This is a genomic window from Pseudarthrobacter sp. NCCP-2145 (genome assembly GCF_023708005.1).
In the GTDB taxonomy this organism is placed as follows: Bacteria; Actinomycetota; Actinomycetes; order Actinomycetales; family Micrococcaceae; genus Arthrobacter; species Arthrobacter oxydans.
In genome coordinates, this window is the sequence record NZ_BRCG01000018.1 from 36,561 (window position 1) to 62,085 (window position 25,525).

19 protein-coding genes are annotated in these 25,525 nt (G+C 61.6%); 8 read left to right on the top strand and 11 right to left on the bottom strand.

The features are described 5' to 3' along the window. The first annotated feature begins 5 nt into the window (after positions 1-5). The 5 genes from NFU08_RS15420 to NFU08_RS15440 all read left to right on the top strand — a co-directional run bounded on the left by NFU08_RS15420 (position 6) and on the right by NFU08_RS15440 (position 5,916). Complete coding sequence (locus NFU08_RS15420) at positions 6-2,540, top strand: MMPL family transporter (RefSeq protein ID WP_104443596.1); 2,535 nt, start codon at positions 6-8, stop codon at positions 2,538-2,540. A gap of 507 nt (positions 2,541-3,047) precedes the next feature. After that, complete coding sequence (locus NFU08_RS15425) at positions 3,048-3,686, top strand: TetR/AcrR family transcriptional regulator (RefSeq protein ID WP_104443597.1); 639 nt, start codon at positions 3,048-3,050, stop codon at positions 3,684-3,686. A gap of 343 nt (positions 3,687-4,029) precedes the next feature. Continuing rightward, on the top strand, positions 4,030-4,599 hold the full coding sequence (locus NFU08_RS15430) for a TetR/AcrR family transcriptional regulator (RefSeq protein WP_104443598.1): 570 nt from the start codon (positions 4,030-4,032) through the stop codon (positions 4,597-4,599). Between the two features lie 96 nt (positions 4,600-4,695). After that, on the top strand, positions 4,696-4,884 hold the full coding sequence (locus NFU08_RS15435) for an MFS transporter (protein ID WP_146088610.1): 189 nt from the start codon (positions 4,696-4,698) through the stop codon (positions 4,882-4,884). 543 nt (positions 4,885-5,427) lie between these two features. Continuing rightward, positions 5,428-5,916 carry a MarR family winged helix-turn-helix transcriptional regulator gene (locus NFU08_RS15440; RefSeq protein ID WP_104443599.1) on the top strand — a complete coding sequence of 163 codons (489 nt, stop codon included), beginning with the start codon at positions 5,428-5,430 and terminating at the stop codon, positions 5,914-5,916. A gap of 622 nt (positions 5,917-6,538) precedes the next feature. Here NFU08_RS15440 and NFU08_RS15445 read toward each other — a convergent pair. Both NFU08_RS15445 and NFU08_RS15450 read right to left on the bottom strand, forming a co-directional pair. After that, the gene (locus NFU08_RS15445) at positions 6,539-6,910 is read right to left on the bottom strand and encodes an STAS/SEC14 domain-containing protein (protein WP_104443601.1); all 372 of its coding nucleotides are present in this window, start codon (positions 6,908-6,910) and stop codon (positions 6,539-6,541) included. Positions 6,911-7,333: 423 nt separating this feature from the next. After that, on the bottom strand, positions 7,334-7,651 hold the full coding sequence (locus NFU08_RS15450) for a helix-turn-helix domain-containing protein (RefSeq protein WP_104443602.1): 318 nt from the start codon (positions 7,649-7,651) through the stop codon (positions 7,334-7,336). Between the two features lie 87 nt (positions 7,652-7,738). Between NFU08_RS15450 and NFU08_RS15455 the strand changes: the two genes are divergently transcribed. Together NFU08_RS15455 and NFU08_RS15460 are read left to right on the top strand one after the other, a co-directional pair. Continuing rightward, positions 7,739-8,158: a DoxX family protein gene (locus NFU08_RS15455; protein ID WP_059279687.1), complete on the top strand. Its 420-nt coding sequence runs from the start codon at positions 7,739-7,741 to the stop codon at positions 8,156-8,158. A gap of 259 nt (positions 8,159-8,417) precedes the next feature. Then, positions 8,418-9,143: a dienelactone hydrolase family protein gene (locus NFU08_RS15460; protein WP_104443622.1), complete on the top strand. Its 726-nt coding sequence runs from the start codon at positions 8,418-8,420 to the stop codon at positions 9,141-9,143. A gap of 1,356 nt (positions 9,144-10,499) precedes the next feature. Here the strand turns inward: NFU08_RS15460 and ppgK are convergent. The 7 genes from ppgK to NFU08_RS15495 form a co-directional block, all read right to left on the bottom strand. Next, positions 10,500-11,306 (bottom strand): polyphosphate--glucose phosphotransferase, encoded by an 807-nt coding sequence (ppgK, locus tag NFU08_RS15465; protein ID WP_174182042.1) that lies wholly within the window; start codon positions 11,304-11,306, stop codon positions 10,500-10,502. A 92-nt stretch (positions 11,307-11,398) separates the two neighbouring features. After that, complete coding sequence (locus NFU08_RS15470; protein WP_246256537.1) at positions 11,399-11,662, bottom strand: hypothetical protein; 264 nt, start codon at positions 11,660-11,662, stop codon at positions 11,399-11,401. A 322-nt stretch (positions 11,663-11,984) separates the two neighbouring features. After that, the gene (locus NFU08_RS15475) at positions 11,985-13,907 is read right to left on the bottom strand and encodes a family 49 glycosyl hydrolase (protein ID WP_246084659.1); all 1,923 of its coding nucleotides are present in this window, start codon (positions 13,905-13,907) and stop codon (positions 11,985-11,987) included. A 40-nt stretch (positions 13,908-13,947) separates the two neighbouring features. Then, positions 13,948-15,687, bottom strand: a complete 1,740-nt coding sequence (locus tag NFU08_RS15480) for an alpha-glucosidase (RefSeq protein WP_251424520.1) — start codon at positions 15,685-15,687, stop codon at positions 13,948-13,950. Next, complete coding sequence (locus NFU08_RS15485; RefSeq protein ID WP_219994803.1) at positions 15,684-16,595, bottom strand: carbohydrate ABC transporter permease; 912 nt, start codon at positions 16,593-16,595, stop codon at positions 15,684-15,686. The genes NFU08_RS15480 and NFU08_RS15485 overlap by 4 nt, the downstream gene beginning before the upstream one ends. After that, the gene (locus tag NFU08_RS15490) at positions 16,592-17,566 is read right to left on the bottom strand and encodes a carbohydrate ABC transporter permease (RefSeq protein WP_141001168.1); all 975 of its coding nucleotides are present in this window, start codon (positions 17,564-17,566) and stop codon (positions 16,592-16,594) included. The genes NFU08_RS15485 and NFU08_RS15490 overlap by 4 nt, the downstream gene beginning before the upstream one ends. A 63-nt stretch (positions 17,567-17,629) precedes the next feature. Beyond that, positions 17,630-18,925 carry an ABC transporter substrate-binding protein gene (locus tag NFU08_RS15495; protein WP_251424522.1) on the bottom strand — a complete coding sequence of 432 codons (1,296 nt, stop codon included), beginning with the start codon at positions 18,923-18,925 and terminating at the stop codon, positions 17,630-17,632. A 373-nt stretch (positions 18,926-19,298) separates the two neighbouring features. On the opposite strand from NFU08_RS15495, the gene NFU08_RS15500 reads away from it, so the two are divergent. Beyond that, on the top strand, positions 19,299-20,228 hold the full coding sequence (locus NFU08_RS15500) for an ROK family protein (RefSeq protein WP_219994802.1): 930 nt from the start codon (positions 19,299-19,301) through the stop codon (positions 20,226-20,228). Between the two features lie 95 nt (positions 20,229-20,323). Here the strand turns inward: NFU08_RS15500 and NFU08_RS15505 are convergent, their stop codons facing one another. Continuing rightward, on the bottom strand, positions 20,324-22,186 hold the full coding sequence (locus NFU08_RS15505) for a family 49 glycosyl hydrolase (protein ID WP_141001165.1): 1,863 nt from the start codon (positions 22,184-22,186) through the stop codon (positions 20,324-20,326). Between the two features lie 120 nt (positions 22,187-22,306). Beyond that, entirely contained in the window at positions 22,307-25,462 is a 3,156-nt protein-coding gene (locus tag NFU08_RS15510; protein ID WP_251424524.1) for a glucan 1,4-alpha-glucosidase, read from the bottom strand. Positions 25,463-25,525 lie beyond the last annotated feature (63 nt).

Genomic DNA, 25,525 nt, shown 5'->3' on the forward strand with positions numbered 1-25,525 from the left:
AATCCATGGCATCCATGCTTTACCACTTGGGCCGGTTGGCCTATCGTCGCCGCTGGTGGGTCCTGGCGCTGTGGATAGCCGTGGTGCTGGGCACCGGTGGCGCCGCGGCCGCGTTCCACGGCACCATGAGCAACAACTTCAGCATTCCGGGCACCGAAAGCCAGCGCGTCCTGGACCAGCTCGAAGAGGAACTGCCAGAAGCAGCCGGAGGCAGCGGCGCCGTGGTCTTCCATGCCACCTCCGGCACTTTCACGCCCGACCAGGAAAAGGCCATCGGAGATGCCCTGGAGCGGCTGAAGGACATTCCGGAAGTCCAGTCAGCTGCCAGCCCTTTCGAACTGCAGAACCAGATCGACGCCGGAGCAGCCCAGCTCGCCGAGGGCAAGGCCCAGCTGGACGCTGCCGGGAAACAAATCACTGAAGGCCGCCTGCAGCTGGACGCGCAGCAGGCCCAGTTGGACGCCGCTGCAGCCGCCGGGGTCCCCGGCATGGACCAGGCCCTCGCCCAGCTGAAAACAGCCCGTGAGCAGCTGGACGCCGGTGCGAAGGAAATCGCCGCCAACGAGGAAGCTCTGGCCTTAGGCCAGCGCAAGCTGGATGCCTCAGCCGGGATGCGGACCGTGTCCGCGGACCGAAAATCAGCCGTCACACAGATCCAGTTCACCCAATCGATCTACGAAGTCGCTCCCGAAGTCCGTGAAGAGGTGAAGGAAACCATCACGGCTGCCTCCGCCTCCGGGGTGGAGGTGTATCTGAGCCAGAGCATCACCCAGGATGTCTCAGAAGTCCTCGGCACAGCCGAAATCATTGGTGTGGGCGTCGCGGCCCTGGTCCTGATCGTCATGCTCGGAACCCTGGTCGCTGCCGGCCTGCCGCTGCTGATGGCCATCATCGGCGTAGCCGTCGGTGTCGGCGCCACGTTTGCGCTCTCCGGTGTGATCGAAATGGCATCCGTGTCGGTATTCCTGGCCCTGATGCTCGGACTCGCTGTCGGCATCGACTACTCACTCTTCATCGTCAACAGGCACCGGACCCAGCTGCTGCACGGGATGGCCATGGAGGAATCCGTGGCCCGGGCCACGGGTACGTCAGGAAATTCGGTGCTGTTCGCCGGGCTGACCGTCGTCATCGCCCTGGCCGCCCTGGCCGTACCCGGCCTTCCGTTCCTGACCATCATGGGCCTGGCAGGTGCCGGCACCGTCGCCCTGGCCGTGCTCGTCGCCCTGACCCTGACCCCCGCAATGCTCGGATTCATCGGAACCCGAATCCTGTCCAAACGGGCATGGGACAAGGCACGTGCCGCGGCTGCCGCCGCTGCCGAGAAAGCGACCCGGGCCGGGACATCGGCCGAAGCCCTGGAAGAAGCCGAGGACCAGGAACACAGCCGCCACGGCTGGGGCGCGTTCGTCACCCGCCATCCCATCATCGTTCTCACCGTGACGGTCCTGGCACTGGCCATTACCGCCCTTCCGGCGGCCCAGCTCCGGGTAGCCCTGCCCGACGGAGGCACCGAGCCGGTGAACTCCGACGCCTACAAGGCCTACTCCACCCTTGGCGAGTCCTTCGGCGAAGGCGTCAACGGCCCGATCATCGCCGTCGGCAAACTCCCCGAAGGGCTAAGCGCCGCCGAATCAGAGAAACTGCAGTACGACGTCGCGGACCGGCTCCGGGACGTAAAAAACGTCACCGCCGCCCTGCCCGCCCTCCTCAGCGAGGACGGCCGGACCGCGATCTTCCAGGTCATCCCGGCCGAGGGGCCGGCCAGCGCCAGTACCGAACAGGTCGTCGCGGACCTGCGCAGCGCCGCCGCAGACATCGAAACGGACACCCGGGTGAGCATCGGCCTGACCGGCCAGACAGCAGCCAACATCGACGTCTCCGAGAAACTGTTCAACGCCCTTCCCCTGTACCTGGGCGTCGTCATCGGACTCTCCCTGGTGCTGTTGCTGCTGGTCTTCCGCTCCATCCTGGTCCCGCTGCTGGCAACGGGCGGGTTCCTGCTCTCCATGGCAGCGACCTTCGGCGCCATCGTCGCCGTCTACCAGTGGGGCTGGCTCGGCGAGATCTTCGGGGTCCACAACCCGGCGGCGGTCCTGAGCTTCCTGCCGATCATCCTCATCGGCGTGCTGTTCGGCCTGGCCATGGACTACCAGGTCTTCCTGGTCTCGGGCATGCGCGAATCCCACATCCACGGAGAAGACGCCCGGACCGCCGTCCGGACCGGCTTCAGCCACGGTGCACGCGTCGTGACCGCCGCCGCGATCATCATGACAGCCGTCTTCGCAGGGTTCATCTTCTCCGGACTGACCATGGTCCGCCCGATCGGGTTCAGCCTCTCCTTCGGCGTTTTGGTCGACGCATTCCTGATCCGGATGACCATCATCCCCGCAGCGATGCACCTCCTCGCCGAAAAAGCCTGGTGGATCCCCCGCTGGCTGGACCGCATCCTGCCCGACGTCGACGTCGAAGGCGCCAAACTACCGGCCGCCCCCGCCGCCACCGGACCGTCAGCCCCTGTACTGGTCAGCACACGCGACTGAGCAGGATCTCAGGTGCCGCCTTGAACATTGCCCCAGGCCGCTGTCGCTCAGGAAGGCACCTTTTCTGCCCTGCAGCAGGTCTCCTGTGGGCATGTTGCGTCGCGGGACCGCTGGAAAAGATTGGATCCGTAACGCATGATCCATGCCCCTTCCCGCAGCCGCGGGACTAAGCGGACAATGCCCTGCCGCTGTTTGGAAAAACCGCCGGACTTCCCTGCGCCGGACGCGGCAGGGAGCCCGACAGTTTTTCAGGCTACGAACTGTCGGGTCGCCGTAGCAGGCAGGACAAGCCCCAGGGAGGCAGGGGACTCAGCGTCTCGGTTGTTCTTCCCTGGGCAACCAACCAACGTTCGTGGTGGCCTCCGGAGTGGGAAAGCCTCAGTAAGCCAAAAGAGCGAGGCTACCAATGCTGCGGCATCGGCGAGGAAGCACAGCGCCGGCCTGCTTAGCCCAAATGTATAAAGCGAAGCGACTCCGGAAAGAAGGCAGGAAGTGACCGGTCATGCAATGGACGCTCAACCATCCGGCGGTGGCCCGCAGTATTCCAATCACGGACGGGACAAACTGTCCCGGGACGAAACACGCACGCAGTTCCTAAGTGCGGCTCAGGAAGTGTTCGCAGATAGGGGCTATCACGGCGCCGGCATGAATGAAATTGCCCGGGCGGCCGGAGTAAGCAAGCCGGTACTCTACCAGCACTTTCCCTCCAAGCGGGAGCTCTACATAGAGCTGCTGGACATCAACCTCAGTACCTTGACCGATCTCCTGCTGCGAACCCTCAACTCCACGAAGGACAATAAGGAAAGGGTACAGGCAGCCATACATGCGTTCTACCGCTTCATCGACAGTGACAACCGGGCCCACCGCCTCGTCTTTGAATCCGGCCTCATAAACGACCCTGACGTAAATTCGCGCCTTGAGACATTCAACAACGCCTTTGCCGGTGCCATTGCCCGGGCCATCAACGAAGATACAAAACTACCGGTAGCAGAGGCAGAACTGCTGGCCAGAGGGCTGGCAGGCTTAACCCAGGTAAGCGCACGCTATTGGTTGGAGACCAACGGAAACCTGAACCTCAAGACGGCCAGCGGCCTCATCTACAGCTTGGCCTGGCAGGGAATTTCCGGCTTCCCCAAGGAAACCTGAACCGCTTCCCGGCGGGCGACCGCTAGTCCACGCTCCCATAGCTGCAGGCACCAGCCACTTCAGCAAGGGTGGCTCAACTAATGGGAGCCTTACCAAAAAGCTGCGGACGGCTTCATCGAACTGAACATTCGGGCTTCAGCACGGCAGGAGTGGCGCCGCTCCATGCCGGTGGCAGCAGGCTCCGGTCGGTGGTTGGCTGTTCGTCGGTTCAGGGTCCATGAGCTGCCCGGGTCTTTGTTCGACGCAGCTTGCGTATCGAGAGGACGGACGAGCAGCAACAGCAGCTGAACGATGCCGCCGCTATCAGCAGTGCCACCCAGTCACTACATAAGTAGTATGGAGTATGTTCACTCGTGCACGGATCCTGGATGCTGCCGTAGAGCTGCTTGGCACACAGGGCCTGAAGGCGCTCACACATATCAGGGTTGATGTGGCCGCAGGGGTTCCTAAAGGTTCGACATCGAACTATTTCCGCACTCGCGCCGCGCTCCTGACCGGTGTGGTTGAGTGGCTTGCGGACCAGGACCAGGACCTGGCTGTTCTGGTTCGGCGGCCAAGCCCGCCGGCTAATGTTGGCGCCTTTGTCGCTCTGCTGGCCCACTGCATTGAAGCCGCCACCACAGCATCCAGGCCCCGGACCGTTGCCCGGTATGTGCTCTTCCTCGAAGGTACGCACAACGAAGACGTCCGCCGCCCCCTGCTCCCCGGACGTGCGTACATCCGATCCTTCATCGAAACCTCGATGGAGAGCCTCGGAGCCCATGATCCTGCCGGGGCGGCGACTGCCATCACCGCAGTCGGCGAAGGAATGATTATTCAGCGGATGACTGTAGACCCGGATGCGGACGTGCGCGCACCCATTGATGCCGTCGTGCGCGCGTTTGTGCCGCGTCGGCACAACCGCGCGGACTGATAGGGCACTGCCGGAGACCATGGCCACCAACGCCGGCCCGCTGATAGGTGTGGCGATGGTCGGCGCCATATCGGCTGCCTTCCGACGTATCTTCAGATGGCCTTCAGCGTCAACGCCACCGATTCGGGGCTGCTGATGATTTCGATGATGGGAGCCCTGCTCGTCGCCTCGGTCGTATCGGGTCAACTGGTGCCCAAAACCGGACGGTACAACTGGATGCCGATCGCCTGCAGTAGTCAACACCCCGCGGGCACCAATCAAGGAGGCCATCAACTCCTCCTATAACGACGCCCTGGCACCCTTCTTCATTTGGATGGTTCCCCTGACGCTGATCGCCCGTACTACTGTGCTTTGTCACGGAGAAGCCGCTGGCCACCGCGGTGGAGCATGACGTGCTGTCAGAATCGATTTCCGAGGGCAACATCTTGATTACCGCCGACGATGCGAAGACGATGCCCCCGCCCAGGCGGCCAGCTCCGGTCGGTAAATCCAACTGCCACACCCTGCCCGCAGGTTTTGCACTCCGTGCAAAGCTGCGGGTAGGCTTTTTCCCATGAGTGCTTCTTCGGACACAGTGCGCTCCGAACCGCGATCCGCAACGCGATTGCGGGGAGACGGCAATGAATCTGGTCCGCGCCAAGGGCCCGGGCCGGTTTACCGTGGACGACATCGCCGCGGCCGGAGTATCACGGCCCTCAGCCCGTGAACTGGCCAGCACAAGCGCCTGACGCGATGTCTCCAGCCTGCCGAACGTGGCCCCCGACAACCGGCCCTCAATGAACCAGCTCAGGCCACCATCCGGGCCTCCCGAAAGGAAGCGAGAGCACCATGACATTGCAGGAGGCAACCGTTGCGGCCCTGGAAGAAAATATTGTTACCCTCCAGCGGGTTTTGCGGCGCCTGACCGTCGCCAGCATGAGGCCTGGCCGGCCGGGCGCGGCCCTGCAGACTGTAATGCGCATGATCGCCGAGTCAGGTGAATGCCGGGCCCGGGACCTTTGCACGGACCTCGGGGTCGGCGCCCCCGTGCTGAGCCGCCACATCGCCGACCTCGAAGAGCGCCGTCTCGCCGTCCGCCGCCCCGACCCCAAGGACGGACGCTCACAGCTGATCACGCTCACCCCGGCAGGATTCGCCGAGCTGCAAGAAGCCGGGGACAACCGGTCAGTGCTGCTACGAAGCGCCCTTGCCAGCTGGCCAGAAACCGAGGCACGGAACACCTCCGAAGTCCTCGGCCAGCTCTCCCGAACCCTGAACACCTACCTCCGCGAACACCCCGATCCCACGCCCCCTCCACAGAACCTATCTGGAAAATAGTTCCCGACCTATCTGGAAAATGGCTTCTCCCCGTCGGTCGGTAGTCCCTCCCGGCGAGAGGCGTCGATACACCACAATGAGCGGGCGATCCGTTCCCGGCCCAGGCGGTTCAACTCCGCGGGGTTTGTCCGTGGGCCGCCGCATAGGTAGCTATCACTTGACCCGGAGTGTCCCCGCTGCCCAGGAAGTCTTTCTTGAGCTTGTTCGTCAGTTGCACCAGTGCATCAGACGCGGGGTCAGGGTAAGACCGGTAGGCTGGGCTATGGCTTGCGGTGTGTCTTCCTGCTCAAAGCAGCAGGCACGCTCAGGCTGTGAGTGCAGCGAGTCGGCCATCACAGGCGAGGCTGTGTCACTGGCATGCCCTGCAGAAGCCGGCGCCGCGGAGGTCATAGCCATCGACCTCATTTGGTCCGTCTGCAGGCACATCACCGCTGCCGCCGACGTTGTGAAAGTCACCGTGCCAGCATCAGTGATCACAGCTGCCTCCGGAAATAGTTGCCAGGAGCGGGCAGGAGGTCCTGGTTACGGGCAGCCCATCCCCGATCCGGCCATTATCTCCTGCCCCCTGCCGAACCGTGAGTTTCCTATGCATCAAGGTGGAGTCCTGCCGGGCCATCAAGGCCTAATGGAGCAGCCATTTCATGGCCTCGGTTCTGGACGTGAAGAAGCGTGTCGGGCAGGGATAGTTTTGTGAGCCGCCAAGGGACCAAGTGGCGAGTACCTGGTCCACTGGGCTGGTGCCCAGCAAGGCGATGCGTGAAGCGGCGCATCGAATGGCGAAGACCGAGCGAGCCTGGCGGCTCAGGGACTCAGTGGCGGCCATGTTCACGAGCAGTGGGTATTTCGATTCTTGCGCAATGGTGTTTACGGCCGCCAAGGCGGCTCTGGCGTCGGCGGCGTCGATTTTGACTTTGGGCTTCCAGAGAAGATGAATGAGTTCGTTGTTCTCGAGCGCCACGGTGGCTTTGCCGCCCTCAACCACGATCGGTTCCATCTATTCATCCGCCCCAGGCTCGTCTTGACACGATCCTAATGGGACCGGAAACCGCAGGCCAGAAAGATCAGAGCTGGAAAAGGATGCCGACAACAAAGCTCTGGCACCCGCATATCGCCTCGGGGCGCAGTTTTGCTGACCGCCCCGAATTTTCTTCATAGCTCTTGGTAAGCCCCATGAACGCCTGAACCATGTTTCCGGCACGACCCGATATCACTGAGCCCCGAACTTCCCGAGACTGCCCTGCGGGGCCGGCCTGACCTGGCATTTGCTGGGTGCGGCGTCGATATTGTGGAGGTGAACAAGCGCACTGCATGGACAACGGCTGCCTTGTGTCGGCGCTTCGCTTCGCTTATTTCCTCCGCAAACCCCTAAACCAGCCGCAGGAGTCCGTGGACGACATCACTGAGATGCCTCCGGCTTCTAGGCGTAATTGTCCAGTGTCGCTGCCCATGTATAGATGGCTTCGATGACCGGACGCAGACTCTGCCCTTTTTCGGTGAGTACATACCTTGGAGCCGCCGCAGGCTCCCCGCAGCGCATCAGAAGTCCTTCGCATTCGAGCTGCTGAAGGCGCTCGGTGAGCATGCGGTCGGACAGGCCAGGGACGGCTGCGCGGATGCCGTTGAACCGTTCAGTTCCGCTCAGCAGGGCAAGGATGATCACGCCGTTCCAGCGGCGCCCCAGCAGCTCGATCGCGTGATGAAAGGACTCGCAGTACCGTCCGCTCGTTTCGTCCATTCCAGAATCCTGGGCCCTTTCCATAGCCACCGAATCGACTTACTATTAGTAATTACTAATAGTAAGGGCATCTCGAAGGAAATCACTATGGACGTCCTTGTCCTCATTGGTCGTATCCTATTCTCCGCCATATTTCTCACCTCTGGCTACGCACATCTTGCGCGGCGGCAGATGATGACCGCTTATGCCACTGGCAAGGGCGTTCCCTTGGCCCGACTGCTAGTGCCCGCCACGGGAGTGCAGATCATCCTAGGTGCGTTGATGATTCTCCTGGGCATCTGGCAGGACCTCGGCGCACTGCTTCTCGTAATATTCCTGGTGCCGACGGCCGTTCTGATGCATCCCTTCTGGAAAGAAAACGACGCTCAGATGCAAGCCGTCGAGCAAAGCCAGTTTATGAAGGATATGGCGCTGGCCGGCGCCGCGCTGGTGATGTTCGCGGTATTCGCCGGGCTCGGGGATGATCTCGGTCTGGTCGTCGCCGGGCCGTTGTTCAATTTCCACTGAGCGCCGCTCCCGTGAGGACAGGCAACCCCTCGGGGCCGCGACCAGGCATCGAACGCATGCGCCTGAGCCTTTGACCCTGAGTGGAGGTAAAGAGATGATCGCCAGGGACCCGAAGAGCTTCTTCACGCTTCCTGGGTAGTGCTCCCCTAAGAATGGGGCTAGTTGCCCCTAGCGGATTTGTCGGGCAAGCACCTATCTTAATCGCCTGATGAGGATCGGAATCAAGGGGCATCTCATCGAGGAAGCGGTGATCTCATTCATGACCTACATTGACCTCAGTGCTGAAAGCACCGCGGCAGGCGGTTCTCCCGGCCTTCGTGGATACCTTGCTACCCCCGCCGGTGCAGGCCCGTTTCCTGCTGTCCTGATGATCCACGAGATCTTTGGGCTGAACGACATGACCCGAGGGCACGCTGACAGGCTCGCGCGCGCCGGGTATCTCACCTTTGCGTTGGATTTGTTCGCCAGCGGAGGGGCTCGTCGGTGTCTTGCCGCGACGATACGAAGCATGGCCCGGGGGAGCGGCAGAGCCTTCACCGACATTGACGTTGCCAGGGCATGGATCGTTGCCTCGCCGCAGAGCAACGGCAGGACAGGTGTCATTGGATTTTGCATGGGAGGGGGCTTCGCGCTGTTGCTGGCCAATGACGGCTATGACGCAGCGTCCGTCAATTACGGCCAGCTGCCCAGGGATCTGGAGAGTGCTTTGCAAGATGCCTGCCCGATCGTTGCCAACTATGGGGCCGAAGACCGGATGCTGAAGGGTGCCGCGGCCAAACTGGAAAAGACACTGGACCGTCTCGGCGTCGAGCACGACGTGAAGGAGTTCCCCGGGGCCGGACATGCCTTCCTCAATGACCAGGATCTGGGCCCCGCATTCTTGAAGCCGCTGATGCGGGTCATGGGTATAGGGCCTAGCCCTGAGGCGGCGCCTGAAGGCTGGCAACGTATCGAAGAATTCTTTGGTCGGTACCTCAAGAACTAAGGCCAACCAGCGAATGGACCGAAGATTGCGGGGCTCTAGGTAGACGGCCCGTCGTTTTCCGAAGAACCGACCAGGCCATACCTTTTCAGCAGATGGGGAAGAGACTCAAAGTCCAGCTCTAATCCATATTTCTTGGCCACCAGGGCAACGTTCCCAAGGTCAGGTGCGCCATTCTGCAACAGGGATCCGATCTACTGAAAATAGTGCTCGAACCCGGCGGGGAAATGATCTCAAGCACCTGGGCAGGTTCGTAAAGTGTGCCCCTGCCCGCGCGGCTTCCGGACAGGGCCCCCGGTCCGGCATGCGATTACGACGGTGAACTCATCCTCTCGGCTGTGTCGATGCAGGGGCACCGCCTACTCACTGCCTCCCAAGCTGTTCCACAAGGGAGAAGCCACCGATCTAATGTCGCCTGAAGAAGTGTTCTAGCCGTCATGGCATGGCCGAGATGTACCACTGGGCATGCGTCTGTTCCCACGGGACCTGCCCGGTTGTCACCATGATCCATGGTGATGCTGCTTATCCCGCGTTAGCAACAGCCACACGCTAGCTGCCATCGCTTCTAAATTAGGCAGCCCTAGTCGAACGGCGGCACATCCTCTACGCTGCCTCGCCATCAGTCGTTTGGGCCTCAGCGTGGACTGCGCTCCCGACTGCAGAAGGAGGCCGGCGCCGGGCTTTGGTCAGAACAATCAACAAGGTCAGGATGGTGACCATCCAAGCAAGCCCTGTAAGGAACACCAGGCCGATCGCCACTAAGGGGTGCATACCTAAAGTCTAGGACTGCGCCCCATTCATTTTCGGACGCAACTCCACAAGGATCGGAACACGAAAAAGCTCCGGCCCGCTCGCTGAGCCTGAAGTGCAGCGATTCGCGAAAACACGCATGAGCAGTCTGAGACGAGTTCTCTCATCTACTTCTACTCGTCCCCTTCAAGAGCCGATAATGGATATTCCGTCAACCCGGCGAGGCTCGGACAAGCTGCGCTGATGACTTTGTTCCGTCCACAGTTGGGGTCAATTTGGGTTATCCACGGCTGAATTGAATATTGGGAGCCCCTGGATTAGCTCCCGGAGCAGCAGTAGCGGTGGAAACCCATGAGAATTGTCCCTGGGTGTGGGCGGCGGTGGAACCCAGCCTCTCAGTGGACTCGGATTGAATTCCCTTATTTCTGGGGCCCAACAAGGCCGTCTGTGTCAGGTTGGGGTGTACGTCTGGATGACACTATCTGCGCTTCACCCCAAAGACGGCGACTCTCCTGCATCATTCGCATACTTGAGGGCTTAACTCCAGGAGCCGTAACTGGGCGTGCGAGAGGCTGACATAGCGCGAGTAAGTGCCCAATGCTGCAATTCCTAACTTGCCCGCAATACGGCGAAGTTGAGCTTCAGCCCAATGTCGATGGTGGCACCCACGATGCCTGCTTCATTCCGGAGGACCGCGGGGACGATGGGGGTGCGCAGCTTGAGCCTGGGAAGGTACTCGTCGGCACGCATGGAGATGCCGCCGCCGACGATGAATAGCTCCGGGGAGAATAGGAACTCCACATGTGAGAAGTAACGCTGCAGCAGCACGCTGTATTCAGCCCAGGACAGTCCGTTCCGTTCCCGAGCCACAGCGGACGATTGGGTCTCGGCGTCGAAGCCGTCGATTTCCAGGTGGCCAAGTTCGGCGTTCGGGACGAGTTTGCCGTCAAAGATGAAGGCTGAGCCGATTCCGGTGCCCAGGGTGATCACCAGCACGCTGCCCGTCACGCCCTTGCCGGCGCCGTAGCGTGCTTCGGCCAGGCCGGCGGCATCGGCGTCGTTGATGACCTTTACGGGTCGGCTCAGCTGGGCGGTCAGGAGCGAATCGATATCGGTATGGAGCCAACTCTTGTCCACATTGGCAGCCGAGTGGACTACGCCGTGCTGGATGATGCCGGGGAAAGTGACGCCTACCGGGGAACGGGCTTCTGGTGCCTGGGGAGATGTCGAAAGCTCGGCGACCACCACTGCCACTGCCGCGGTAACAGCTTCCGGGGTTGCGGGCTGAGGGGTGGGTACACGGATCGTTTCACTTAAAAGAATGCCGCTTTTGGGGTCGACGATGCCTCCTTTGATTCCGGTTCCACCGATGTCGATGCCGATCAGTGGAGGATTCTGTTGCAACATCTCGTCCATTGAGCTTCCGTTCAAGACAGGGGTCGGCATGGCGGCGGGAAGTGATCGGCCCCCGACCCTTTTGGTGTAGTTATGTGCCCAAAGGGCGCAGTTCAGCAGCGCTTTTCGTGGATAGTGCCGCACGGCACGCCAGGATCAACCTGGATGGTGTACCTGCCCCAGCCGCGTTGGGTGACGAGTATGCCGTGTCTGCGTTCGAACGCGGCAGGTATTAGCAGGTCGACCGCTTCGCTGAGCTTGTTGTCCCGGCTTAGCGGGTCGTTGTCCGTCGTGACTTCAAGGGACAGTGGGAGTCGTTCTGTGGCTGTGATGGAGCTGTCCTCATCGCTGCGGGGGTTGTGAACAAGGTGAGACATGTGCCCTCCTCGGGGGATGAACTAGGACGTTGGATACGGGCGAACTTATAGGACCTAGGCGGGTAAGTAGCCGCTGCTAGGGGGAGCCTTTGCATGCGAGCCAATGCAAGGGTGGGGCGACTGGCCCGGTGGTGTGCCCTGCGTGTCCATAGGGAGCTCATTCGTTTGGATGCACACCCTCTCCGGGCAAAGACCGAAACGCGTGGGAGTGCGGCGGCTGATGCATGTTCGTTGTGTGCCGGAAGTGGGCAGCGGCTCGTTTTGGCGCTGCCCACTTCCTTGGGTTCGCAGAGTTTTAGGATCGGTCCATGTTCCGCCGCTGCTACGGGGTGGTCCGCCAGGCGTTCCAGCTGTTCCAGTTTTCGCCGTCGAAGCCGATGCGGCCCAGCTGGTGGTCGGCCCAGTTGTCGGCGGTTTTTTCGATCACTTCGCCGCCCACGGAGTAGTTCTCCAGGGCTAGTCCGTTGCCGTCAGGAATCTCGTTTCCGATTGTGACTTTTTCGCCGGCAGGGTTGGTGTAGCGCTTGAGGTGGCTGACCTGTGAGGTCCAGTCCAGCCCGTTCCAAGCGTCGATGTTGAGGTTTTTCACGTGGATGTTCTCGGTATCGGAGAGGGCATAGACGCGGATGGCACAGTTGGTCATGCCCTCCACCGTGATGTTCTCGAAGCGCATGTTCTTCACGGTGGTGTTGGGATCCGCCTTGGTGGTGGAACCCATGTCTTCCCAGTGCGACGAGGAGTTCAGGATGCAGGTGTTGTACTTGACGTCCTTCCAGTACATCCGGTTGTGGATGACCGTGGTGTTGGTGACGTTCACGTTGTCGATGTTCCGGGGCGTCCAGCCCCACTGGATCACGGGTCCGTTCTCGTTCTTCCAAATCACGGTGTTATCGATGGTGACGTCGCTGTGGTACATCTTCAGCACGTCGTCGTTCGCGTTGAAGAAGGTGTTCTTCATGGTGCTGCCCTTGTACAGTTCGATGCCGTCGGTCTGCCAGTACCAGCTGCCCACCTGCTTGTAGTTCTCAACGTTCATGTGGAAGGTCTGCTCGTTTCCGTAGACCACAAAGGAGTGGTACGGGGGCTCGGCGACAGTAACGCCCTGAAGGTCCAGCTTCTGCTCGGCATCGGCGGAAGCGAACTGCAGCATCTTCACGCACGACGAGTGGCAGTTGGACGCTCCGCTGAGGTGGTTGTAGTTGTTATTGGTGTCTGCCTCGTACACGTACTGCTCGCCGGAGAGGACACCGTAGCCGGTGACCTTGTACTGGCTCTGGTTGTCATGGAGGAACCGGAAGGCTCCCTTTACGTAAGCGCCCGGTGCCAGGTAGACCCACTTGACGTTGGGCGGCAGGACCGCGTGGTAGTCCGATCCCATGCTGTAGGTGCCGGGCTTGAAGTAGATGATTTCCTCGGTAACGGCATTGAGGTTGGTCACCTCACCTTCGGCAGGGTAATGGATGCTGCCCGACTCCTCTGTGGGAACCAATCGTTCCTTTTGCTCTCCGCGGAGTTTAGGTTCCGCGAAGATCATCATTGAATTGCGGGGTTCGGTGTGGATGGCGCGGTTGCCCTCGGCTTCGGTGGTCAGCTTGCCGCTGTCCCCGGACATGTCGTTGTAGGCCGTATACAACTGTGGCTCGAATTCCACTGAGAACCGGTAGCCGGCATCGGAGTAGGGCACTTTGATTTTGACGGTGTCCGCGTCAACGAGCTGCTTTTCGAAGTTGTAGCTGCTGGGGCGGATCTGCACCTGGTCCGCTGAGGTGATGGTCTGGCCGGTGCGGAGGCTTACGTCCACCCAGACGTCTTTGGCATATTCGAAGCTGGACCAGCTCATGGTAAGGCCGGCCTGGGAGGAGAATTCGGCGCCGTCTTCCTTGGTGTAGCCGATCTTGTCCTTGCCGCTGCGGGGGATGCTCATGTAAGTGAAGGCGTCATAAGCCTTGTCCGGCTGGTTCTCCTGGGCCACCTGCAGGTCGTAGAAGGAGGACCGCCGCACTTCGTCGTTGCCAGTTGGGCCGGTGGTGTTGAAAACGGCGTTGTCATGCCACCAGGTGTGAAGGTTGCCGTTGTCCGCAGTGGTAATGGCGTGTTTGTCGGTAGGCGCAGCAGGCGCCGTAGAGGGGGTGTGCCCCGCTGTCGTGGCTGCCTGCGCCGGGAGGACGGCGCCACTGCTGATAAGGAAGACGGCGGCGGCCGCTGTCATGCGTTTGGCCAATCGGCCCAGCCCTGTTCCGGGCATAATGGTTCCTTTCGTCGGATGGACTGGTACTGGAAGGGCCTCATAGGAGGCGGCGGAGGACTGCCACCTCCCAGGGCTGCAATTCCTGGCGGTCCCAGGGTTGGCCGGGGTGGTTATGCAGGACCACTTCCGCTGGCGCCCACTCCGTGGCCAGCTCACGGGCCAGCTGAATGTTCAGTGCCATTGGCTTGGTTGAGCAGTTCGCCAGGACCAGCAGGCTGGTGGTTTCGTTGGTGCGCGTGTAGGCGAACAGCTGCGGGTCCTCCGGGTACAGGAGGGTGAAGCGCCCGTCGATCAGGACAGCCTCTTCGTGCCGGAGCCGGACCAGGGAGCGGTACCAGGCGAAGACGGAACCGGGGTCGGTCCTCTGGGTCGCGGCGTTGAGCCAGGTGTGGTTGGGGTTCACCGGGATCCAGGGCTCGCCGGTCGTGAAGCCGGCGTTCGGTGTGGCGTCCCACTGCACGGGTGTCCGGGCGTTGTCGCGTCCGCCCACGGCGATGCCGGCAAGGAGTTCGGCGGCCTCGCTGCCGTCGCTGCCGGCGAGGGCTTCGCGGTAGTAGTTCAGGCTTTCCAGGTCGCGGAAGTCGTCGATGCTGGAAAAGGGCATGTTGGTCATGCCCAGCTCTTCGCCCTGGTAGATGTAGGGCGTGCCGCGCATCAGGTGCAGCACCGTCGCAAGGGCCGTTGCGGATTCGTACCAGTAGCCGGTGTCATTGCCGAAGCGGGAGACGGCACGAGGCTGGTCATGGTTGTTCCAGTACAGGCTGTTCCAGCCGACGTCCGCCAAGGCTTCCTGCCACCGGGCGAAGGAGTGCTTCACGGCCACCAGGTCCAGGGGCTTCCGGGTGAACTTGCCCCCCGTACCGTGATCCAGGCCCACGTGCTCGAACTGGAACACCATGTCCAGCTCCCGACGGTCCTGGTCGGTATAGAGCCGGGCGAGCTCCGGGGTGGCGTCCACCATTTCGCCCACGGTCATCAGGTCAGCCTCCCGATGTCCGAAGACTTCGCGGTGCATCTCCTGGAGATATTCATGGACCCGCGGCCCCGACCCGTAGAACGGGATGCCGTTGCCCCAGGTTCCGCCGTCCTCCACTGGGCCGTCGGGGAGGGCGGGGTGCTTGGAGATGAAGCTGATGACGTCCATTCGGAAACCATCGATGCCGCGGTCCAGCCACCAATTCATCATCTGGTAGATGGCAGCGCGGACTTCCGGGTGGTCCCAGTTCAGGTCCGGCTGTTTCCGGGAAAACAGGTGGAGGAAGTACTGCCCGCTGGGTTGGTCCAGTTCCCAGGCGGAGCCGGAGAAGAAGGAGCCCCAGTTGTTTGGTTCGGCGCCTTCCTTGGGGTCGCGCCAGATGTACCAGTCGCGTTTGGCGCTGGTTCTGCTGGTTCGGGATTCCTGGAACCAGGCGTGCTCGTCGGAGGTGTGGTTGACCACGAGGTCCATGACCAGCTTCATGCCGCGGGCATGAAGGGCGGCGATGAGTTCGTCGAGGTCCTGCAGGGTCCCGAAGGTGGGGTCCACGGCGTAGTAGTCGCTGATGTCGTAGCCGTTGTCGTCCTGGGGTGAGGCGTAGACGGGGGAGAGCCAGACGACGTCGATGCCAAGGTCTTCCAGGTGGTCCAGGCGGTTGATGATGCCGCGGATGTCGCCGACGCCGTCGCCGTTGGAGTCGGCGAAGCTGCGTGGATAGACCTGGTAGACGACGGCGGCTTTCCACCATTCATCGCTGGGGCGGAGGCTGGAGTGCCGGAGGACGGGCTGGAGGGTGGTCACTTGATGGCTCCGATGTTTACGCCGCGCATGAGGGTGCGCTGGAAGAGAAGGAAGAAGATCAGGGCGGGCAGGATGCCGGCCATGGATGCCGCGGCCAGTGCGGTGGGGTCGCTGGTGTACTGGCCGCTGAGGGCGCCCAGGGACACGGAGACGGTCTGGTTGGAGGCAGATGGCAGCAGGACCAGTGGGAGGAAGAAGTCGTTCCAGGTCCAGATGAAGAAGAAGGTGACCAGCACGGCCAGGGTTGGGCGGGTGAGGGGCAGGACGATGAGCCGGAGGATCTGGAAGCGGCTTGCCCCGTCCAGCCGTGCTGCCTCGAGGACTTCCATGGGGAAGGATCCGAGCACTGAGGCGAGCATGTAGGTGCCGAACGCGCTCTGCAGGACGGCCAGGATAATGGTCACGCCGAGCAGGGAGTCATAGAGGTTAAGTTCCCGGGAGAGGACGAAGAGCGGGTAGACCAGGGCTTCCTGCGGGATGGTGAAGGCAAGCATAAAGACAGCCAGGATCCATACCCTGCCCTTAATCCGGCCGATGCCGATGGCGAAGGCGCTGAGCAGGCTCAGCGTGGCTGCGATCAGGGCAACGCTGCCGGAGAGGATGACGCTGTTAAGCAGTTTCTGGTTGAAGTTCACTCCGATCCAGAAGTCGATGATCGCTGTGAAGTCGAGCTCGGTGGGAATTCCGATCGGGCCGTCGGCGATGTACTCCGCGGAGGGTTTGAATGCGTTGATGAGGGCCAGCCAGAACGGAAAAATCATCAGGGCAGCTGCCCCGGCCAGGAGGATCAGGATGGTCCAGCCGCTGATGCCGCGCCGGGACCTGGCGCTCCTGTTGGTGCGCTCCGGCTTTTGCCGCGGTTCGCGCGTTGGTCGGTCTGTTTCAGGGGCGGGGGCTGTGGTGGTCACTTTTCGAATCCCTCGGCGTTGCGGGTCTGGTAGCGCAGCAGGACGATCGCGATGATGGTGACGAGCAGCGCCAGGAGTGAGGCGACGGCGGCGCCGTAGCCCACCTGTGTGGTGGTGAAGAAGTTTGAGTACGAGAAGTAGGCCGGGACGATGGTGCTGGTCCCGGGTCCGCCCTTGGTGAGGACGTAGATCGGGGCGAAGACCTTCAGCGCTGCCACGGAGGTGGTGATCAGGACGACGGCGATCTCCGGGCGCAGCTGCGGGATTGTGATGCTCCAGAAGCGCTGGAACCAGCCGGCACCGTCGATCTCGGCGGCTTCGTAGAGGGCGGGGTCAACGCGGGAAAGCCCTGCCATGAAGACCACGACGGTGTAGCCGATCTGCAGCCAGATCAGAACATTCATGACGGCGAGCATTGCGGTGTCCGAGTCGCCGAGCCAGTTCTGTTGCAGCCAGCTAAGGCCCAGCCCGTCCAGGACCGTGTTGATGATTCCGTACTGGGGCTGGTAGAGCCATTTCCACAGGACGCCGGCGACCACGATGGGGAGGATCTGCGGGAGGTAAAAGGTGGCTCGGAGGATGCTGGCTGCGCGGGAGCCGAACTTGGGAGCGATGTAGTCGAAGAGGACGGCAGCCAGGAAGACGCCCAGGGCGGTGGGAATGACCGCCATGGCCAGGATGAATGCGGTGCTGTGCAGGAAGGATGCCCAGAACGCGGGATCGGCCATGAGCCGGACGTAGTTGTCCAGGCCGACGAATTTTGGGGTCCCGACGCCGCGCCAGCTGGTGAGGCTGTAGTAGAGGTTCATTCCGAACGGAACGGCCACAACGGCCAAGAAACCGACGGCACCGGGAATGAGGTAGATCCAATAGCCGCGCGAGCTCTCCCGTGCAGATCGTTTCGGGGTTCTTGTCGTGCGCTGGATTTTTCGGGTGGCGGTGGCCGGTGGGGCAGGGGTAACTGCGGTCATGACGTGTCCTTTGGGATGTGGCGGCGCACCCGTCCGGTGCGCCGCCACACGTGTTGGTGCCGGCTACTTGCTGGGTTTGCCCTGTTCGTATGCTGCCTTGATGTTTTCGACGGCCTTTTCAGGGGTTACGTTGCCCTGGACCAGGTCGCTGGTCTGGGCCACCAGGACGTCGTTGAGTCCGGCCACGGGCCAGTCGGGGTACCAGCCAAGGCCGGCGTCATTGCTGTTGAGCAGTTCGTTGAACCGCGGCGTGGTGAGCTTGCCGATGGGGGTGGTGATGGCGGACTCATCTGCGGCTACGGGGACGGCGCCTTCGTTGCCCAGGAGGTTCTGGATCTCCGGGCTCATGGTGATTTCCATGAAGTCATAGGCGAGTTCCTTGTTGCGTGCCTTCTCGGGCACGACCCACAGGTTGCCGCCGGAGCCCGGGTGCAGGTCCGTTGACGGGAAGAGGAACTGGTCGAATTCGAAGTCCTTGATTTCATCCGCGAAGCTGCCGGCCCACCAGGTTCCGGAGACAAAGATCGGGTACTGTCCGGCCACGAAGGCGTTGCCGGCGTCCTGGGCTGCGATACCGGTGGAGTCCTTACTGATGAAGCCCTTCTGCGTCCAGTCCTGCACAGTCCGGGCAGCCTTTTCCCAGGCAGTCCAATCCACGTCGCTTTCGAACTTCTGGTAGGCGGACCAGGCGTCCTTATCCATGTTGGCCAGTGCCAGTTCGTACAGCAGGTGGGTTCCGGGGTAGTCCTGGGAACCGAGGGCCAGCGGAGTGATGCCTGCACCGGTGAACTTGTCCATCGCCTGTTCCAGTTCCTGGAGCGAGGTGGGGACCTGCAGGTTCTGCTGGGCGAAGAGGTCCTTGTTGTACCAGACCGAAACGTATTCGCCGTAGTTGGTGAGGCCATACCGCTGGCCCGAACCCATCACACCATCCTCGTACAGGCCCACATCCTGGGCCGAGCTGTCCAGATCCCAGCCGCGTTCCTTAGCCACGTCCGTCAAGTCAGTCAGGAGTCCGGCCTGCGAGACCACCCCGGCCGTGGCGTTGCCCTTCAGGTACTCCAGGACGTCCGGTGCGTCGTTGGAGTCCAGCAGGAGCTGGCCGGACTGCTGCATCTGTTCGTAGGTTTTGAGCTCGAACTGCACCTCCACGTCAGGGTGCTTTTCCTTGAAGATTTCGATGGCCCGGTTCCAGCCAGTGGCCAGTGCGCTGTCGTCGTTTTCCCACCACCAAACCTTGAGGGTTTTTGCCTCGGGCGCGGCTTGCGGTGCAGAACATGCGGACAGGGCGAGTGCGGCGGCCGCAGTTGTTGCCAGGGCCGTGAAGGCCCGCCGCGAGAGTTTGTTGTGGTTGAACATCGGTGAGCTCCGTTGGTCTGAGGAAGCCCGTCTAGGGGCTGCAGTTTATTCTGATGCGGAACTATTCAAAGTGCTAAACATCACTTTTGGCAAGTGCATAACGAGAAATATCTTTTGTGACAAAAGTATCTGCGCATGCCATGATGGAGGGGTGAAGAGCCCCTCAACGTGGTCGGTCGCTCCGACGAATGCTTCCCTGCCTGTGGCTATCGAAGTTCTCCGAAGAGGTCCCATTTCCCGGGCGGCGATAGCCCGTCGGCTTCAGCTTTCGCCTGGGTCGTTGACCCGGCTGAGTGCCCCACTGCTGGAGGGCGGTCTGCTCCGGGAGGTTGGTGAGCACAACGATGGCCGCGTCGGCCGGCCTACACGGCTGTTGGACGTAGACATCGATTCGAAGCACTTTGTGGGCATGAAGCTCCGCGAGCACGAGATCATCGCGGCCCGAACCAATCTGCGGGGAGAGATCCAGCATCAAGAATCAGTGAGTATCGGCGATAGGACACCGGAAGCGGTGGTTCGGCAAATTGCCCAACTAGCTGGGGAACTGGGTGCAGACGCGCCGATCAACGGCATCGGTATTGGTATCGGCGGACTTATTCGGAATCGTGAGTACGTAGTGGATGCGACGTTCCTTGGCTGGAGTGGCGTGCCTTTGGCCAAGCTTGTAGGTGAGGCGACCGGAATCCCGACGCTCGTCGACAATGACCTTGTTGCCTTCACCGAGTATGAGCACTGGTTCGGCGAGGGCCGTGACGATGACAGGTTCGCCGTCATCACGTTGGGAGCCGGCACCGGATTCGGGCTGGTGGCTAATGGTGCAATCGTTACCGGCCAGGACTACGGGATTGGATTAGTGGGACATTGGCCGCTGGATCCAGCGGGACCGCTGTGCTTCGCCGGTCACCGCGGCTGCGCCACCAGTGTGCTTAACTCAGATTCCATCGCGCGCCATGTCTCCGATGCATTGGGACGCCCAGTGGACTATGAGCAGGCTCTGGACCTGGCGGAAGCCGGTGACCCCGCGGCCAGACGTGTGACAGAGGACGCAGGGCGGGGACTTGGCCGGCTCATCGCCGCCGTGTGTAACCTGACGCTTCCGCAGCGGATCATCATCGCCGGTGAAGGCGTCCGGCTCGCCTCCATTGTCGCTGACGCCATAAGGGAAGGCATTGCCAGGGACCGCGACCCGCGCGCCTCGACGCCTCCTATCGTTCTCGGAACCAAGAACAATGTCGATTGGTGCCGTGGTGCTGCTGTCCTGGCCATCCAGGCATTTGTGCACGGCACGCTGCCCGGGGTGTAAGTCCCCGGAAGATCAGCGCGGGGTTGGACCGCTGGGGAGCCCGGACATGAGCTCCCCAGCCGCCGGAAAGGCTTCGGGTTAGGAAGTCTTCGGTCTCACCATGCGTTCCAGTTATCCCAGTTTTCGCCGTCGAAGCCGAGACGGCCCGCCTGGTTATCGCTCCAGTTGGTCGTGGTTTTGTCGATCCTGGCCCCGCCGACGGTGTAGTTCTCGAGCTTGATGCCTCTGCTGTCGACAGTCTCGTTGCCCAGCCAGACCTTGTTGTTGGCAGTGTCTGAATAGCGCTTCAGGTGGCTCACCTGGGACGTGTGGTCCAACCCGTTCCAGCTTCCGATATTCAGGTTCTTGATGTGGATGTTCTCGGTGTTGGAAAGCGCATAGATCCTGAGGGCGCAGTTGGTCATTCCTTCGACAGTAATGTTCTCCAGCCGGAAATTCCTGATCGTGGTGGCGGGGTTCGCCGTGGTGGAGGAGCCCATGTCCGCGTAGTGGGAGGACGAGTTGATGATGCAGGTGTTGTATTTGACGTCCTTCCAATACATGCGGTTGTGGATGACGTCTGTGTTGGTGACGACCACATTGTCAATGTTGTACGGCGCCCAACCCCACTGGATGACCGGACCGTTCTCGTTCTTCCAGATCACCGTGTTATCCACCGTCACGTTGCTGTGGTAGAGCTTCAGGACGTCATCATTGGAGTGGAAAAAGGTGTTGTTCATCCGCCCGCCCTCGTAGAGTTCCATCCCGTCGGTCTGCCAGTACCAGCTGCCCACCTGCTTGTAGTTATCCACCCGCATTTCCATCTCATAGGCGTTTTGCGGCCCGTAAATGACAAAGGAGTGGTAGGGAGGTTCGCTGATGGTGATTCCCTCCACGTCCAAGTACTGCTGCATGGTCGATGAAGACGTGAATTCCAGCATCTTCACGCAGGTGTTGTGGCAATTAGCGCCGGTTGAATGCGTGTACCCGCTGGTGGTTGTATCGGCTTCATAGACGTACTGTTCGCCGGAGAGCACGCCGCGGCCAGTGACCTTGTAGACGCCCTGCGTCGAGTTGGGGAAGTAGAAGGCACCTTTGACATACGCCCCGGGAGCCAGGTAGATCCATTTGACGTTGGGCGGCATCGAGGCCCGGTGGTCCGATCCCATGTAATACGTCCCGGGCCGGAAGTAGATGATCTCCTCGGTGACCGACCCCAGGTTATCGACCAGGCCTTCCTGCGGATAGTTGATAGCTCCGGATGCGGAGGTGGGAATCAACCGCTCCGCCTCGCCGCCGCCCAGGGTCGGCTCGGCGAAGATCATCATGGAATTCCGTGGTTCGGTATGGATGGCGCGGTGATCCCCGCCACCGGTTTCAGTCAACACCCCTGCCGTTCCGGACATGTCGTTGTATGCAGTGAAGAGCTGGGGCGCGAATTCCACTGAGAGCCGGTAGCCCGTCGACGAGTAGGGGACTTTGACCCGGATGGTGCTGGGGTTCACCAGCTCTTTCTCGAAGGTGTACTTGCTGGGCCGGATCGTTACCTGATCCACAGACGTGATCGTTTGGCCTGTCGTGAGTTTGACGTCCACCCAGACGTCCGTTGAGTACTCAAAGCTGGACCAGCTCATTGAGAGGTTCGCTGACGAAGAGAACTCTGCTCCGTCCGGCTCCGTGTAGCCGGTCTTCCCCTTTCCGCTGCGGGGAATGCTCATGTAGGCGAAGGAGTCGTAGCGCGTTCCTGGTGCCGTTGCTGTGGCTACTTGCACCTCGTAAAAGGATGACCGGCGGACTGTGCCGTTCTGGGTGGGTGAGGTTGGGTTGTATTCGTAGTTGTTGTGCCACCAGGTCCGAAGGTCGGGTCCGGTGGCAGTGAAACCGGTCTGTTCTGTCGCAGCGGCTGGCTCCTGGCCGGCAGCCGGCAGCAGGAGCAGCAGCGCAAATGCTGAGGCCAATAGACGGAGGTAATGCTTCATTGCTTTCCCCTGTTCTAAATCATTCCAGTTACAACTGTCTGGGTCTTTCTTTTGGTTCCAATTGGGGCATGGATGGGAAAGGCGGGGCCGGAATTTCCGGCCCCGCCTTGGGAATTTGGGTTACGGCGTCATTCCCACCATAGGAATCACCACGGGCGAGCCCGCCTGCCAGTTGAGCACGTCGGCCTGGCTTTGGCCGTCACGGACAATCACGTCCAGTGCGTTCGGATCGCTGGTGTCCGTATCCCGGGAGGCGATGCCGCCGTCGAAGACACCGGCTCCGCCGCCGAAGCGCCACTCCTTGATCCAGGACGGGTCGCCGGCAGCCCAGTACGCGCCGTCATAGACGGGGCGGACGTTGCCGATGCCCTCGCCGGCTTCGGCGTTGCCGAACATGGCCACGGCGAACTTTACCGACGCTGGATCGAGTGTTCCGAGCGCTTCCTTGGGCACCATGGTCACAATCTGCTTGGCTTCGGGTACTGCCAGCAGACTGACCGCCGAGGTGCGGGTGCCGTCCGGGCTGTAAACGCCGGCGCCGTCAAACCGGCCGTCGGTGACGATGACGGAATCCCAGGTGTGCTCAACGTTGACGTTCGTGCCGGGCAGGGCAGGGGTGGCGGTTGCGTCGCCGTTGCTGAGGTAGACGTTGATGCGCTGGTGCGAGATACCCTGGCCGCCCCAGGGGTTGGTGACGTCACCGGCAATGGTGCTCACGAATGCATACTTGTCACCGGCGTCGTAGACGTCGACGCCGGTGAGGTCGAAAGTGCCCGGGGCGTAGACCGGGTTGGTCGGGTAGGTGTAGCTGCCGGGGCCGTTATCGTCTCCAGAGGGGTCCTGCAGTCCGCCGATTCGTGTGCCGTAATGCAGGACGGTCCGGTCCTCGACGGCAGTGCCTCCATCGGCTCCCACCGCGGCCACGGTCACGGTGTTCTTGGTGCCGGGAAGGGAAACGTCCAATGAGAACGTGGATGTGCCGTCGCCCGCGGCGGTAAGCGGGGCCTCGGTGATCTTGCCGTTGACGGAAATGTAAACCTTCTCTGCCGCCGTGGTACCCGCAACAGTGGTAGTGGGGGAGCCGGAGGTAGTGAGCTGGGCGGGCGAACTGATCGTAAGTGCGGGTTCGGCGACAGCACCTGAGGCGTATCGCTGGGCGACGTTCTGCGGAGTTTCGACAGGTGCTCCGTTCTTCATGCCCGCAGCAAGCCGCACATACTGTGCCATCGCCCACGAGAGCGGCGAGGCAGAGCCGGTGCTGCGGCCCAGTTCATGACCGTATGCAGTCGGTTCATCCTGGTCCCAAACCTGCTCGGGAATCATGAAGCCGTCATTGGCTGCGGAGTGCATAGTTGCCAGGTAGGGGAGCGCATCCTTGCCGTTCGCCAGTTCGTATTCGCCCCGCTCGCCTGTCAGCAGCGGCCAGAGCCGCCCGATGCCGGTGCCGTCCCAAGGAGAACCGTCGGCCTTTTCCCCGTAGCCGTCATAGGTGTAGCGGTGCCACATCCGGCCCCCCGGAGTGTCCTGTGAAATGGAGGCGTCTGTCTCGGCAAGAGAGTCCGCTACGTGCGTGTCGGTGGGCGGCTTCACACCAAGCCGAACAAACTCCAGGAAGCCGGCGTCCAACACGGCGTTTTCCGGATGTACGCCTGCGCCGTTGCCCCAGTCGCGGACTGCGCCATCGTTAGGGTTACCGCTTCCGCTGATGCGCAGGTAGTAGTTGCCGTCACCTACCGGTCCATTGGTCGTGAACATCCACTTTTCCGTATTGCGCTGCCACTCGTCCGCGGTCGCCCGGTAAATCGCAGCGGAACCGGCATCACCGTTCATTTCTGCAATGTCTCCCGCGGCCGCCAGCGCGGCAATCTGCGAGGCCAGCGTCGACGTTGAATATCCGCCTGTTTCCTCCCAGCGTTCCTGCGGGGTCTTGGGACCGGCGGCGACCAGGTAGTCCGCGGCTGGCTTGAGCTCATTCGCGTAGAAGTCAGCATCTGTGCGTCCGATTTGGTTCGCCAGCAGGATGGGGAACGCTGTTTCATCCAACTGAATCCCATTTTGGCCAACGGTCCCGTCAACCTTGGAAGTCTGGGGGAAATGTCCGTCCGGCAACTGCTGATACTTGAACAGCCACTCAACGCCGCGGCGGGCAGCTTCCTCGTCCCCGGCAGCCAGCAGGGCAGTCACCGACTGGTACATGTCACGTGCCCACACAGCGTGGTACCCCTCACGGTGCTGCTCCGCGTTCGCCACTTGCCCCCACGGCGTAGTCAGCGATGCGATGAAAGCGCCGGGAAAGGTCTTGTCTTCATGGGCTTTGACCGTCATCAGGGAGACGTTGTATTGAGTCCCGAGGTCACCGTCCAGGGATTTGGCCGGCTTGTCCAGGGACTGCAGGTACTGCTTCCACTCTTTCGTGTAGTCCTTGGACACCTTGGGGAAGCCCCGCTTCACGCTCGCGTTAGCGGTGTCGAGCGCCTCCTGCCCATTCGCGCCAAAGCCCAGCGCAAGAGAGAATTCCGTCTTTGCTCCTGTCAGCGCGATCGTTCCCGTCTGGGCGATATTTCCCGGCCCGGCGTCGGTGTAGGCGCCGTCAAGTTTGCCATCTGCGCCAAGGTCGGTTCCTCCGTCGCTGGTGCCGACATATCCGGTGCTGGTGGTGCTGAATCCTGAGCTCGAAACCAATGCAGAGGCAACCGGGGTGTCCGGAATCGAGAGGTCCTCTGCCACCAGGGCAGTACCGACAGTCCTGCCGGAGTCCCCGCCGGAGGTCCCGGCCAGGGAAGGATCGAATAAGGCATGAAGCTGGTAATCCCCACCATCGAGTACCTCGAAGGTAACCCCGAGCACCACAGCAGAACGTTGCGGGTCTGTCACGTAAGTCTTCGTCAGCCGCCAGCGACCGGCACTGTCTTCAGTGATCTGCCGATAGCTCAGCGCTTGTGGGTCAGCGAGCTCCACCCGCCGGGTCGTGTCCTCATTCTCGCGCTGCGTGCGTGATCCGTCGCTGACGGCGAATTGGAGTTCCCGGGTATTGGGGGTATCGGCCCGCGGGTAGTACACCTCGCTGAGAGTTCCCTCGGTGAGGGTGTACCAGACCTTCGACGCCGTACTGACCGACGTTCCAACGCCTTCCTTGTCACCTTTTGTCCACGTTGCCGAAGCCCCCGGCGCCCCCGGCGCTGGTTCGGCTTCTGCGACGGCGGGGGAGAAGGCGGCCGCCGATGCTGCGACCGCAAGGGCCGCCGCAGCACAGGTCGTTCTGAGGTGATGCTTCATTGCTCTCCTGGGGATTCTGGGCACTAGAATTTCCGCCAGTACCACTGGTGAGGAAATATATAA

Excerpts from the sequence above, each read along its gene's own strand:
- NFU08_RS15420 (WP_104443596.1), top strand. The coding sequence starts at position 6 with ATGGCATCCATGCTTTACCACTTGGGCCGGTTGGCCTATCGTCGCCGC.
- NFU08_RS15445 (WP_104443601.1), bottom strand. The coding sequence starts at position 6,910 with ATGGAACCGATCGTGGTTGAGGGCGGCAAAGCCACCGTGGCGCTCGAG.
- NFU08_RS15435 (WP_146088610.1), top strand. The coding sequence starts at position 4,696 with ATGGCCTTCAGCGTCAACGCCACCGATTCGGGGCTGCTGATGATTTCG.
- ppgK (WP_174182042.1), bottom strand. The coding sequence starts at position 11,306 with ATGGACGAGATGTTGCAACAGAATCCTCCACTGATCGGCATCGACATC.
- NFU08_RS15470 (WP_246256537.1), bottom strand. The coding sequence starts at position 11,662 with ATGTCTCACCTTGTTCACAACCCCCGCAGCGATGAGGACAGCTCCATC.
- NFU08_RS15510 (WP_251424524.1), bottom strand. The coding sequence starts at position 25,462 with ATGAAGCATCACCTCAGAACGACCTGTGCTGCGGCGGCCCTTGCGGTC.
- NFU08_RS15430 (WP_104443598.1), top strand. The coding sequence starts at position 4,030 with ATGTTCACTCGTGCACGGATCCTGGATGCTGCCGTAGAGCTGCTTGGC.
- NFU08_RS15450 (WP_104443602.1), bottom strand. The coding sequence starts at position 7,651 with ATGGACGAAACGAGCGGACGGTACTGCGAGTCCTTTCATCACGCGATC.
- NFU08_RS15425 (WP_104443597.1), top strand. The coding sequence starts at position 3,048 with ATGGACGCTCAACCATCCGGCGGTGGCCCGCAGTATTCCAATCACGGA.
- NFU08_RS15460 (WP_104443622.1), top strand. The coding sequence starts at position 8,418 with ATGACCTACATTGACCTCAGTGCTGAAAGCACCGCGGCAGGCGGTTCT.
- NFU08_RS15440 (WP_104443599.1), top strand. The coding sequence starts at position 5,428 with ATGACATTGCAGGAGGCAACCGTTGCGGCCCTGGAAGAAAATATTGTT.
- NFU08_RS15495 (WP_251424522.1), bottom strand. The coding sequence starts at position 18,925 with ATGTTCAACCACAACAAACTCTCGCGGCGGGCCTTCACGGCCCTGGCA.
- NFU08_RS15455 (WP_059279687.1), top strand. The coding sequence starts at position 7,739 with ATGGACGTCCTTGTCCTCATTGGTCGTATCCTATTCTCCGCCATATTT.
- NFU08_RS15505 (WP_141001165.1), bottom strand. The coding sequence starts at position 22,186 with ATGAAGCATTACCTCCGTCTATTGGCCTCAGCATTTGCGCTGCTGCTC.
- NFU08_RS15490 (WP_141001168.1), bottom strand. The coding sequence starts at position 17,566 with ATGACCGCAGTTACCCCTGCCCCACCGGCCACCGCCACCCGAAAAATC.
- NFU08_RS15475 (WP_246084659.1), bottom strand. The coding sequence starts at position 13,907 with ATGCCCGGAACAGGGCTGGGCCGATTGGCCAAACGCATGACAGCGGCC.